The sequence below is a fragment of the Pseudanabaena sp. lw0831 genome (assembly GCF_016584665.1).
Taxonomy (GTDB): domain Bacteria; phylum Cyanobacteriota; class Cyanobacteriia; order Pseudanabaenales; family Pseudanabaenaceae; genus Pseudanabaena.
The window spans coordinates 21,391-33,666 of record NZ_BBJB01000050.1 but is presented as its reverse complement, the minus strand read 5'-3'; the positions used below and the strand labels follow the sequence as shown (position 1 = coordinate 33,666).

Here is a 12,276-nt window from a genome sequence, read left to right as displayed (position 1 = left end):
CCGAAGTACAATTACTATTTTTTACATACGACCACGCAACATTTGCGCCATTTCATTTGGCTTAGGAGAGTTCTCTACAGCGGTTTCTTCGGTAATCCGACCATCTTCGTAGAGCTTATAAAGTGATTGGTTCATGTTTACCATTCCCTCATAGGTACATTTAGGAATTAGGGCTTCAATCTCATCCACTTCACCGCGCTTGATGTAGTCACGCACAGCATCAGTATTGATCATGATTTCATGAACCGCCGCTCGCTTGCCATCCGTAGTCCGCACCAGCGATTGAGCAATAACTCCTACCAAAGATTCAGAAACTTGAATCCGCATTGGAGCTTGCTGTTCAGGTTCATAAAGGTTGAGAATCCGCTCAATCGTTTTAACCGCACTGTTAGTGTGCAGTGTTCCAAATACTAAGTGACCAGTTTGAGCAGCCTTCAGCGCCGTGTTAACGGTTTCTTTGTCACGCATTTCCCCAATCAGAATGATGTCGGGATCTTCGCGCAAAGCTGCCTTCAAGGCATTGTCAAACTTCAGAGTATGGATGCCAACTTCCCGTTGTTTGATCAGCGCCTTTTTACTTTGATGCACAAATTCAATCGGATCTTCAATAGAAATCAAATGCTTCTGCATTTCCGTATTGATGAAGTCCACCATCGCCGCCAAGGTGGTGGATTTTCCTGAACCAGTTGGGCCAGTTACCAGAATTAACCCTTTATGGGTATAGCAAAGTTCACGGAATACCTCTGGCAATCCCAACTGATCAATCGACAGAATCTTTAGAGGAATCAGTCGCAGTACCATCGCCGAGCCACGCAACGAATCAAAAACATTGATCCGACAACGGGCAAATTCGTACTGAGTAGCACCATCAAATTCTAAAGTGTCCCGAAATTGCTGGATTTGCTTATCATCCATAATTTCCGTCAGCCAAGTGTCAAAGGTCTGCTTGTCTGGAACAGGATATTGCTCCTGTGTAACCATTAAGCCCCGACTCCGAAATCGAACTGGTTCATTTATCCCCGCATGAACATCAGAACATCCTTGTTCATGAGCATCTTTGACAATCTGCGCGAGGGTTGGCTGTCCCGTAGTACGCTGCAAAATCGCTGGTACACCTAGCCCAGGTAAGTTTGGCGGTGGACCCGGACGAATTGGCGGACGAGGATTTGGTGGCGGTGGCACGCTAGTGACTTGCGTATCTGTCGGGATTGACATCTGAGCTTGACGGGCGGCGGCGGCCGCACGAGCTTGCTGTGCAGCCATTGCTTGTTGCTGCTGTGCAGGAGTAAGCGCTGCACGAGCTTGTTGTGCTGCTTGGGGATTGGGAGGGGCTTGAGGATTGGTAGGAGGAGCGACACGCTGCTGGGCGGTTGCGGCGGGGTTTGTACGTGGCAGTGGCACACCACCACCAGAGGAGGGCGGCGGTACGGGAGGCATCCCAGATTGCGTCATAGTTGAACCTCGAAAAGTGCTGTAGTTGGCGATCAGGTTTGATGAGGAGCTTTTTGCTAAGTAACTACACTCGATTAAATATAAAACCCCAAAAACTGCGCCGCCCGCAGCGCGGGCGGTGCAGTTTTTGGTTTTGGGTTTTTAATTATGTCGAGGTACTTATTCAAATTCTGTTGTTTGACCTAAAAATAACCAATCCTGTGACTGAATAGGCTAAAAATATATTAGCCCTTGTAAATACTATCCTCAAATAATTAATGAATATTCTCAGTGCCCTGCGATCTAAACCGAGCGCAGAAAGCAAAAAACCTTCAAAGCAATCAACTCCTAAGCAAACCAAAGGCATTGAAATTAAGTCTCAACGCGAGTTGGACTATATGCGTGAATCATCTCGCATTGTGGCGACAGTACTCAAGGAAATTTCAGAGATTATGGCTCCTGGGATGACCACGATGGATCTTGATGCTCATGCGGAAAAGCGGATTCGTGAGATGGGTGCTGTACCTAGTTTCAAGGGCTATTGTGGCTTTCCTGCCAGCATCTGCTCTAGCATTAATAATGAGGTCGTACATGGCATACCTAATGCTAGGAAAGTGATTAAGCTCGGCGATCTAGTCAAGATTGATACTGGCGCTTTTAAAAATGGATTTCATGGTGATTCTTGCATTACGGTAGCAGTTGGCAATGTCAGTGAGAAAGCCGCTAAGTTAATGCGTGTGGCTGAAGAAGCCCTGTTTAAGGGGATTGAACAGGTGAAGCCAGGTAATTGTATGCTCGATTTGGCTGGGGCAATTGAGGATCACGTTAAGGCAAATGGTTTTGCGATCGTCGAAGATTTTACTGGTCATGGAGTAGGTCGAAATCTGCACGAAGAGCCTTCAGTATTTAATTTCCGAACCCATCAGTTACCGAATGTGCGTTTTCGCCCAGGTATGACTTTAGCGATCGAGCCAATTTTGAATGCTGGTTCAAAGCGAGTAAGGGTTCTGGCTGATAAGTGGACAGCCGTAACCGTAGACAATCAACTTTCGGCTCAGTTTGAACATACTGTTTTAGTGACTGAAACTGGTTATGAAATTTTTACCGATCGCTCCAAAGTTTAATCAAACTTCAGCTATCAGTCCTTATGTAGCAGGGATTGATAGCTAAAAAATTATGCAAAATATTTTTTTAGCTGGCTCTAGTCGTGGAGTTGGGCGTGAGATTGCCAAATTATTACTAGAGAATGAACCCCCGTCAGTAAATTTAAAAGTATTGCTCCGCAATCCCACCTATGCAGTCGAGCTAGAAGCTCTGGGTGCAAAGGTAATGTTTGGCGATGCCCTAAATTCCGCTGAGCTTGAAGCGTCGTTGCAGGGTAATGAGATCGATGTCGTGATTACAACCATGGGTGGTTTGCCAAGCGATCGCGGTGAACGTGCCGACTGTGAAGGTAATAAAAATCTGATTGATGCTGCTGTAAAGGCGGGAGTCAAGAAATTTATACTGGTTTCTTCGATTGGTAGCGGTAATAGTGTAGTGGCGATCTCACCGCAGGTTTTGCAGACTTTAGGCCCAATTCTCAAAGAAAAAGAAAAAGCCGAACAGCATCTAGCGGCAAGTGGCTTAACCTACACGATTATTCGCCCTGGTGGTTTGAAGTCAGAAGCTGCGACAGGAAACGCAGTGCTTACGGAAGATCCTACGGTTGCGGGAATTATCCATCGAGCTGATGTAGCAAAGTTGGTATTTGACTGCTTAAATTCTGAGAACGCAAATAATAAAGTTTTTTCAGCAATTGATCTCAATATGTTGTTTAAACCAGTAGAGTTTGAGACGTTCGATTTGTGAGATGGCTATGCAGGAATATATTGTTAAGGCTGGAGACACCCTATCTGCGATCGCGAAACGGTTTTTTGGCGCAAATGCTGATTGGCGCGAGATTGCGCGTATTAATAACATTACTAATCCTGCCAGTTTACAAATCGGTCAGAAGCTGCTGATTCCCGTGGCAGCGCCGCCGCCCGCTCAAAATCCTGAAGTTACGATGGTCAGGAATACATTGCAGGGAGTTCATCCACCCAATAAAATTGCAATTTCCTTTACTACCGTTGGCAGTGATGTAATTGCCAAATTATTAAATACTGGGCAGCAAGAGCCATTTGCCAAAACTAAGGATCTGGGACTTTATAGACTTGGAATATTTAAACTACAAGACTTTATCGTCTATGGCTCAGGTTTATTACAACAAGTGCAGATGAGTCCTTCAGAAATCAAGGTAATGCTGGTAACGTCAGCAAATGAAGGCAGCCTTGATGCGATTAATACTTGGGACAGCCAGTACTTAAGTTTTGGCATATTCCAGTGGACATTGGGATCTGCGGAGCAGCAGGGCGAGCTACCTGCTTTACTTAATAATCTAAAAAGGCGCTATCCATCTGAATTTCAATATTATTTTGGTCAGTTTGGATTAGATGTAACTTCTCTAGATGGGATCACAGGTTGGATGTCCCTCAATGGTAATCGTCTAGTTAGCGCTGCCGATAAAAACCTAATGCGACAACCGCTTTGGGCGTTACGGTTTGCGATCGCAGGCATGGATTCGCTAGTGCAATCGGTACAAGTGCTGCACGCGATTTCACGACTCGATCGCTTTTATTTTACTCCCACCCAAGCTTTGCAAGGCTTTGCCCTTTCGCAAATCCTAAACTCAGAATTTGCGGTGGCGCTCCTGCTCGATCACCATGTCAACCGTCCTAGCCATGTGATTTCTTGCGTTGCTGATGCGATCTCGCGATCGCGTCTAACGCCTGCCCAAGTTGCGCAAAGCTCTACTGATAATGAAGCACTTATCATCCAAAGTTACTTAACTCTGCGCGAAACCTTTGGCGGTACAGCTGCCATGACTAAATCACGCGAACGCGCTGAACTAGCAAGACAATCGATCTCGACTGGCAATATCTCTCCCCAAAGATTTTCATTTCGCTCCAACCGTCAATCAAGATCAGCATAGTAAAAAGGGATTGCGAAGCAATCCCTTTTTACTATGCTGAATAGAGGTGGAGCAAAGCGCCACCTCTATTCTTTTGGGTTCGCACTAGGTGATTGTTGAGCAGGAATAAAAAAGCCACCTGTTGACTGTGGTGCAGCCTCTATAACCTCGACATTAACTTGTTGAGGCTTACCAACTACAGATGCGTCACGGTCTTCCCAGCGACTACGAATCGGAGTTAGCTCTACTGATGTAGATAGTAAAGCTGGACTGTTGCTCCCATTCGCAAAAGATCGAGCAAATCTAATGTCGTCGGTGCGACTGCTGGTATAAACCCTCTGCCTTAGAGCCGCAATTCTTGCCGCAATCCGATCATCAGCATCGGCAGAAACTGCTAGAGGATCACGCATTGAGTTATAAGCGCGATCAACTCTGGTATATATTCTTTTGCGATCACTAATATTTGCCTTTGCCACAAAAGCTGGTCGAGTTAGTCCCCCTAATTCTTGCTGCGATCGGGCTTTCATTTCGGCAATAACTTCAGCTTCATCTAAAAGAAAAGAAGTTTTACCATCAGTTTGACTTTGAGGTGATGCTTTTGGGGACTCTTTAGGTTTAGAGACTGGACTCGCTTTAGGCAATTTTATTCCTGCAGGTGAGGGATTAACTCCCTCCAATGCTTGTTTCCCAAAACTAAAGGCGACTAGTCCAGCCACAGATCCCACAATGATCATGGCAAATAGAAGAATCAGACTATAACTTAGTCTAAATTTCTTAGGCGGCTTTTTTTTCTTGCGGAGACGCTTTTGGGGTTGGGGTGTTGCCATCACAGACTTGTTTAGCTAATAATTGCTATTAGGCAACCTGCAAGGTAGCTTGCTTGATAGCATATAATACTTATGACTATAATCACAACATGCCCAAGGTTGGCTGACTGGTAAAGCAAACGACTCATAATCGTTGATATGTCGGTTCGATTCCGACACCTTGGATAACCAATACAAGCCACTAAGACTAAATTACATCGTGTAAACACTTACACGGTTGGACACTTTTAGACACAATTAGCTTGTTTTTGACTATCAAATGACTATCAGATTTGCTATGATAGTCATAAGCAAACGAGTTGATAGTCAAGATTATGTACACACCTAAAAACCGTCAAAGCTGGGGTACAGTTACTGTTGAGTCATTTCGGGAACGACTAAGGCTAAGATTGCCAAGACAGGTGTTTGAGGGCAAGCAGAAGTACTTGGCTCTTGGACTTGCCGATACTAAGATTAATCGTAAAATTGCAGAGGCGAAGGCTCACGAGATCGAGTCTGATATTGTTCTTGAGAGATTTGACTATACATTAGACAAATATCGCCCCACTCATTTAAAACCTTTGACTATCAAGGATAGTCAATCGGCTTTAAATCTTGGGGCATTGTGGGATAAGTATATGGAGTTTAAAAAGCCGATCGCCTCTCCTAGTACTATTGGCAATCAATACGCAGGATTTACCCGTGCGATCGCGCTTTTACCATCACATAATCTCAAAGATTCCATCATGATTAGAGATTGGATAGTTGCTAATAAGCCGCCTAATGCTGCTAAGCGTTTGATTGTGCAACTTAATGCTTGTTGTAAATGGGGCATGAAATCAGGACTAATCACTGAAAACCCATTTTTAGATATGGCATCTGAAATCAAGTTGCCAAAAAATCAGCGTGGTGAAGATAACGAAATCTCTCCATTTAATAGAGAGGAAAGAGATCTAATCATTGAGGCTTTTGGCAAGCATCCTCACTATCGCTATTACACAGCCTATGTCCAGTTTTGCTTCTTTACAGGTTGTAGACCTAGTGAGGCAATCGGACTGCAATGGAAGCATATTGATTTTGATAATAGTGTAGTTAAGTTTAGACAGGCTGTTGTTTTTGGTGAAGGCTATCAGCCAACAGTCAAAGATGGATTGAAGACGCAAGAAAAACGCGATTTCCCAATTAACAATCAACTGCGAGAAATTTTAATTGCACACAAATCTGAAGGGGCAAAACCTAATGACTTTGTTTTCTCTGCGAAAGAAGGTGGATTTATTAGAGTTAATAATTTTGCAAATGTGGCATGGCGCAAAGTTTTAGAAAGTTGTGGGATTGAGTACCGTAAACCCTATCAGACAAGACACTCATTTATTACGCTGTGTCTTGATGCTCATATCGAAGTTAAAGATATAGCTAAGTGGGTTGGTAACTCTCCAGAAATTATTTACCGTCACTATGCTGCTCATTTGCGTAGCCTTATTGTACCAGAGTTGTAAATTAGGATTAAATGAGATAGTGGCATTATCAGAACAAATAGAGATTATGAAAGGTAGATACTGTAGTGTTACCTGTGAATTTATCAGGCAGACAAGTGTTAATACACGTTGGATTGGACATTATCTTTGGGATACTGTGGGTTCAGATTCTGGGACGGATTTAGAAAAGATTGCTTATTTTATATCTGGTTTACCTGATGCAACGCTTCTTGAAGATGGTAAGAATATTCACGATGGAATTGGGAAAGAATGGGTTGATCGAAAAGATATTTGTATTGAGATAGCACGATGTTTTTTGGCTGATAAAGGTCAGCAAAACGATCCATTGATCGACATACTCAATATTGGTGACATCGAAAAGTTTACTTATGAATTTAGATGGCTAGAAACAGAACTATATAGGAATCTGTGGATGATGATTACCAGTCATAGCCAAGAGATAGTCTCTAATATGAAAAGAATCTGGGAATATCCATTTAGCTCTGATATAGAACTACTCTGTCGAATTATACAAGAAGATTTAGAGGGGGAGTTCGTTGTCTATACACAGTCTTTTTATCAATACCATGCAAAAGAATTAGATCAGATTGATAAGTTGAAGCGAAAAGATCATACAGACTTGACCATTTCCGTCGATACACTGCTGATAATGATAATTCTGCAAATGATTTCACGCTCGGACTGGTTAATACTGCATCCATTAAGTCAAATATTGCATCTCGTCCATTCCCTAAAAATCTATATACCTGTTGACGAAAGTTCTGTAATTTATCAATAATCATGGCTGTAGATGTGCTTTTTCTTTTTCATCTACTTTAGGCAGTTTGTATCTCTTTTACTCTGCCTTTTTTTCCTTTTTTAGTCTAAACTCCAGTGCCTTAGAATGCTTCGTATATTGGCGCTACCATCTCGGCTGCGGTCTTTTGTAATAGAATCTTCGCAACGAAGATCGCGTATGGTTCGCTAGTTTGCCGCCACGGAAAGTCGCGCAAGTAAATCGCCGCCCATGCTTTTAGCTGCTCCCGAAACCATTTTACTTTTTCACTTTCTAAGTTAGCTTGCATGAAAAGGCGATCGCATGATGTTCTAGGGGAATTTGCCAATAGCATAGCGCTTTTTAGATTTGGTTTGGGTGCGATCGCACTTTGTAACGGATAGCGATCCAAACAAAATAAACTTTTCCAGTCTCTCTGCAAAAGCCGAATCTCAATATCAAGATAGTCAAATAGAGATTAAAAAGAATGCCACTCTCCACACCTAATGTAGTCATAGGGTTGAGCATCAAAATTTCCATCTGCAAGTTTCTGGAAAACCCGATTAATTCTAGGTTCCCCTTTTTTGCACAAAACTAAGACACCAACCTCTGACGGTAATTTCAAACGATATTGAAAAAGCCAAGATTTTTCTAACTTCAGTGGGCTTAATTGGGGTAATTGCTGGCTGGAATCTCTTACATTACGACCGTAAAAATCGCAATTCACGTAATAGTTATGATTTGGATTTGGCGAACCTGTTCCGACTGGACGGAAAACATTATTGAGTTTGGGTTCACCAGTAGTCAAGCATTTCAGTAGTATTCCATCAGTAGGTTCTAAGGTAAGAGCATATTGGGCTGTCCTCAAGATCCAACCATTGGCAGGATGAATCGCATCAATTCGTGTCTCTGCTTTAGCAGGATTTATAGACAGAACTAGTCCTGCAATAAGTAGACAAATATATGTGCAGATCGTGAGATTGAATTTATATAAAAATGGGAGTCGATGCTTTTGTTTTTTCATCACAAAAATTTACTATAGCGATCGCATTATGTTCTAAGGGAAAGTTGCCAAGATTGTAACGATTGTTAGATTTAGTTTGGGGGAGATCGCAATATATCGTACCGAAACAATTTATGAAGCTAATCGTAACTTTAATCATTTCAGGTGGACAAACTGGTGCAGACTGAGGCGGATTGCTAGCGGCGGCGGATGTGAATATAGCCACAGGTGGGCTAGCTCCTAAAGGCTCTCGTACTGAGTTGGGCGCAAATCCAGAGCTTGCCAAGTTTGGTTTGGTGGAATCAGATAGCGTTGATTTTGAGGTTCGCACCGTCCACAATGTTCTAACTACTAATGCAACGGTTATTTTTGCTGACTGGATCGACAGCGACGGAACAAAATTGACGATCGCGTCCTGCATCAAATATCAGAAGCCATATCTTATTAATCCTGATGCCCTAGCTTTGCACGATTGGCTACTTGAACGCCAAGTCAAAGTGTTAAATGTGACGGGGAATAGAGAATCTGTGGCTAAAGGTATAGGCGATCGAGTTAGGTCAATACTTCGAGATGCACTATGCAGTTAGGCTGTTCAAAAAACAGCAATTTTCTTGCAATGGACATTTTTCGCAATGAGGTTTTCTCGCCCTACAAACCATCGCGCCAAAGTCGAGCAAAGTTAAATTCCACCTACTGACATCTCGATCTGGGGCGATCGCATCAGCCGCCGACCAAAGAATTTTGCAACGAGACTTAACTCGTTCCCCTTGCAAACCAAAGAATCGCTCAATGATTCTTGCCACGTTTGTATCGAGAACTGCTGCCGACTGTCCGAAAGCATTGGCAAGGATAGATCTAGCAGTATATTTACCGACTCCTGAAAGTAAAAGTAATTCTGATTCGGTATTAGGTATTTTGCCCCGATAATTTTCCAAGATTGTTTTTGCCGAATTACAAAGCCGTTCTGCCCTAAAAGAAAGCCCCAGTGGTTGAAGTAACTTAGTTAGTTCATCAATTGAAGCTGCTGCAAGATCCTCTAGAGTTGGATACTTTACTAAAAATGATTCGTATATTGGTGCAACCATCTCGGCTGCTGTCTTTTGTAGCAGAATCTCGGCAACGAAAATATCGTATGGTTCGCTCGTTTGCCGCCACGGAAAGTCGCGCAAGTAAATCGCCGCCCATGCTTTTAGCTGCTCCTGAAACCATTTAACTTTTTCACTTTCTAAGTTAGCTGGCATTGCGATCGCATATTGTTCTAGGGGAAATTTGCCAAGATTGTAGTCTTTGAGGGACTAGATAGGCGATCGCTGCATTAATTTACGACAAAATCTTAATGATTTTCTCGTAAAGGAAATCTTTCTCCTGCAAATTGATAATATGTAAGCTGACTTTGAGCTACTCGCATTAGACAAATCAAGCATTCTTGGGCGCGAGGGCTAAAGCCATTAATGCTGTTTGGAAAATTCTTTCTATGTGCTCCAAATCTAGAACCAAAGCCTCCTATATGCCAAATAACTCCATATAAATCACTAGAAGTCGGATTAAAAATCCAGTTCGTATTTTCAATAAAGTAAGGTGATTTTTCAGTATATTCAATGGGAATAGGCAATTTACAATTATTCCAAAAATAGTCGCCTAAAAAGATAAGAGCATTTTGTTGCGCTTGATTAAGACATAACTTTATATCTCCATCAATTCCACGACCAGAAAACATAGCTCTAGTATCAATATCAAGGCATTGCAGACCGCTTCTTCCATAATGACCAATAGCAGATAGCATTGGAATAATTTGAGAGGAAGTAATATTTAGCGCCCACTTACTATACTTACCGAATCCTAATTCTCGTGAAAACTCTTCGTTCCATAGCAACTGAATTTGATTTGATAATAGTTGATAAGTAAGTTCGCTTGATGGATTCATATAATTAGTAACTGAACTATTTCTTGTTTTCTAGCTTTGTAGCAACTAGTGAATAAAAGACTTGTTTCTGAGCAAATATATTTGTATTTCCAACAGTTTAACAATGTCACATATGAAAATATTTTCCGATCACACTTTGTAACACCTACCGATCCCGCCCCTAAAGCACCCTCTCCTATCACTTCACAAAAGCCGAATCCCGATCGCAGGATAATTCTAAATACTCGTTAGCAGTCATCGCCTAAAAGACTTGATTTTGAATCGATCTCAGAGGGTTCTAGTGGAAATTTGCCAAGATTGTAGCGCTTATGGGACTGGGATTAGGGGCGATCGCTGAATCAATTTTTATATAAAGTTTGATAATTTTCTCGTAAAGGATATCTGTCACCACCACAGTGATAACATGTGGGCTGTTTTTGAGCTACCCGCATCAGACAAATTAAAGGTTCTTGGGCGCGAGGAGTATAGCCATTAATGCAAGTTGGAATATTTTCATCACTATATATATACCTTTCAAATCTTGAACCAAATAATCCAAGATGCCAAATAATTCCAAATAGATCGCTGCTAGTAGGATTCATTATCCAGCTTACATTTTCGACAAATTGAGGTGATTCTTCACTGTATTCAAAAGGTATGGTGTAATTTCTACAATCGTCAACGAAATGACCTAAAAAGCTTAGGGCGGATTGCTGCTCTTGATTTAAAAATAATTTAATTCCCAAAATTTCATCAAGACCACGTTCAATGCCCTGAATGTTATACCAAATTTGCTTTGTGTCAATATCAGGACATTTCTCTCCTACTCTTCCGTAGCGACCAATAGCTGATAGCATTGGAATAATTTGAGAGGAAGTAATATTTAGCGCCCACCTACTATACTTACCTAATTCTAATTCTCGCGAAAAATCTTCACTAAACAAAACTTGAATTTGATTTGATAATAGTTGATAAGTAAGATCGTTTGAAGGATTCATATTATTAGTAACTGAACTATTTCTTACTTTTTGGCTTTGTACCAGCTAATGTATAAAAGACTTGTTTCTGAGCAAATATATGTGTATTTCCAACAGTTTAACAATGTCACATCTGAAAATATCTCCCTATCGCACTTCGTAACACCTCCCGATCACACTTCGTAACACCTCCCGATCGCACTTCGTAACACCCCCCCCGATTGCAACCCTAAAGCACCTTATCCAACCTCCGCACAAAAAACCGAATCCCGATCGCAAGACAATTCTAAATACTCAGTAGCTCTTTTCATGGAAAGTATAAAAGCATTGCTTCCGAAGCGATCTCATATGGTTCTAGGGGAATTTTGCTATGATTGTAGCGCTTGTGAGTTTGTTTTTGGGAGAGATCGCATTTTGTAACGGATAGCGATTGACTTGATTTATAGTTGCTGTTATATCTATTGGTAATGGATAGTATGGCTAATATTACTGGCACATGGCTTGGCACTTTCTGGCAAAAGGGCAAACCAACTCGCTTTGAGGCAACTTTCATCCAGAATGGTAATTTAATTTGTGGCAATATTTTGGATGATGATTATCTTGGAGAAGCTATATTACAAGGTGAAGCGGTGGGGCGTAATATCAGCTTTGTCAAAATTTACTTAGCGATTACTGAAATACGAGCTTCTGTCAACAACAACGGTACTATCTCAGAAGATGAATTGAGGAAATATATAACGGTACAATTGCCTAAGAATGTTAAGGAATTAGAGCCGATAAAAGTTTGAGATTGGCTAAGACTTTTTATCTAGATTTTCCATTAGAACAGATGCTATTTGAGAAATTGATTTGTAAAATAGGAAAGAGTTAGGACTCGATTACAAATACTAAATCAGGATTAACATTATGAGAAA

The 12,276-nt window shown here is 41.6% G+C and carries 14 protein-coding genes, 1 tRNA gene and 1 pseudogene; 7 read left to right on the top strand and 9 right to left on the bottom strand.

Translation table 11 applies throughout. The features are described 5' to 3' along the window. Window positions 1-21 precede the first annotated feature (21 nt). A complete protein-coding gene (locus tag APA_RS08970) occupies window positions 22-1,452 on the bottom strand; it encodes a type IV pilus twitching motility protein PilT (RefSeq protein ID WP_201321948.1) in 1,431 nt (476 codons plus the stop codon). 257 nt (window positions 1,453-1,709) lie between these two features. On the opposite strand from APA_RS08970, the gene map reads away from it, so the two are divergent. From map to APA_RS08955, 3 genes are read left to right on the top strand one after another with little or no spacing between them, the layout of a single operon-like run. Beyond that, entirely contained in the window at window positions 1,710-2,555 is an 846-nt protein-coding gene (gene map / locus APA_RS08965) for a type I methionyl aminopeptidase (protein WP_201321947.1), read from the top strand. A 52-nt stretch (window positions 2,556-2,607) separates the two neighbouring features. After that, on the top strand, window positions 2,608-3,282 hold the full coding sequence (locus APA_RS08960) for an SDR family oxidoreductase (protein ID WP_201321946.1): 675 nt from the start codon (window positions 2,608-2,610) through the stop codon (window positions 3,280-3,282). Window positions 3,283-3,289: 7 nt separating this feature from the next. After that, window positions 3,290-4,444 carry a LysM peptidoglycan-binding domain-containing protein gene (locus APA_RS08955; RefSeq protein WP_201321945.1) on the top strand — a complete coding sequence of 385 codons (1,155 nt, stop codon included), beginning with the start codon at window positions 3,290-3,292 and terminating at the stop codon, window positions 4,442-4,444. A 65-nt stretch (window positions 4,445-4,509) separates the two neighbouring features. Here APA_RS08955 and APA_RS08950 read toward each other — a convergent pair whose 3' ends face one another. Continuing rightward, window positions 4,510-5,250, bottom strand: a complete 741-nt coding sequence (locus tag APA_RS08950) for a hypothetical protein (protein WP_201321944.1) — start codon at window positions 5,248-5,250, stop codon at window positions 4,510-4,512. Window positions 5,251-5,343: 93 nt separating this feature from the next. On the opposite strand from APA_RS08950, the gene APA_RS08945 reads away from it, so the two are divergent. Further along, window positions 5,344-5,415 (top strand) — tRNA-Ile (locus APA_RS08945). A gap of 149 nt (window positions 5,416-5,564) precedes the next feature. After that, window positions 5,565-6,725 (top strand): site-specific integrase, encoded by a 1,161-nt coding sequence (locus tag APA_RS08940; protein ID WP_201321943.1) that lies wholly within the window; start codon window positions 5,565-5,567, stop codon window positions 6,723-6,725. A gap of 608 nt (window positions 6,726-7,333) precedes the next feature. Here the strand turns inward: APA_RS08940 and APA_RS25550 are convergent. The 4 genes and pseudogenes from APA_RS25550 to APA_RS08920 all read right to left on the bottom strand — a co-directional run. Beyond that, window positions 7,334-7,507: pseudogene (locus tag APA_RS25550) on the bottom strand (transposase); the annotation flags it as partial. A 96-nt stretch (window positions 7,508-7,603) separates the two neighbouring features. Then, entirely contained in the window at window positions 7,604-7,921 is a 318-nt protein-coding gene (locus tag APA_RS08930; protein WP_201321941.1) for a hypothetical protein, read from the bottom strand. Window positions 7,922-7,957: 36 nt separating this feature from the next. Further along, complete coding sequence (locus tag APA_RS08925) at window positions 7,958-8,503, bottom strand: hypothetical protein (protein WP_201321940.1); 546 nt, start codon at window positions 8,501-8,503, stop codon at window positions 7,958-7,960. Continuing rightward, entirely contained in the window at window positions 8,466-8,708 is a 243-nt protein-coding gene (locus APA_RS08920; protein WP_201321939.1) for a hypothetical protein, read from the bottom strand. Before APA_RS08920 ends, APA_RS08925 begins: the two co-directional genes overlap by 38 nt. On the opposite strand from APA_RS08920, the gene APA_RS08915 reads away from it, so the two are divergent. Beyond that, window positions 8,695-9,069 (top strand): YpsA SLOG family protein, encoded by a 375-nt coding sequence (locus APA_RS08915; protein ID WP_201321938.1) that lies wholly within the window; start codon window positions 8,695-8,697, stop codon window positions 9,067-9,069. The two genes, APA_RS08920 and APA_RS08915, sit on opposite strands and share 14 nt — an antisense overlap. Here APA_RS08915 and APA_RS08910 read toward each other — a convergent pair. From APA_RS08910 to APA_RS08900, 3 genes are all read right to left on the bottom strand, one after another. Then, a complete protein-coding gene (locus APA_RS08910) occupies window positions 9,058-9,723 on the bottom strand; it encodes an A/G-specific adenine glycosylase (protein ID WP_201321937.1) in 666 nt (221 codons plus the stop codon). The two genes, APA_RS08915 and APA_RS08910, sit on opposite strands and share 12 nt — an antisense overlap. 92 nt (window positions 9,724-9,815) lie before the next feature. Beyond that, a complete protein-coding gene (locus APA_RS08905) occupies window positions 9,816-10,406 on the bottom strand; it encodes a hypothetical protein (protein WP_201321936.1) in 591 nt (196 codons plus the stop codon). Window positions 10,407-10,744: 338 nt separating this feature from the next. Further along, a complete protein-coding gene (locus tag APA_RS08900; RefSeq protein WP_201321935.1) occupies window positions 10,745-11,383 on the bottom strand; it encodes a hypothetical protein in 639 nt (212 codons plus the stop codon). A gap of 455 nt (window positions 11,384-11,838) precedes the next feature. On the opposite strand from APA_RS08900, the gene APA_RS08895 reads away from it, so the two are divergent. After that, the gene (locus APA_RS08895; protein ID WP_236579471.1) at window positions 11,839-12,150 is read left to right on the top strand and encodes a hypothetical protein; all 312 of its coding nucleotides are present in this window, start codon (window positions 11,839-11,841) and stop codon (window positions 12,148-12,150) included. Window positions 12,151-12,276 lie beyond the last annotated feature (126 nt).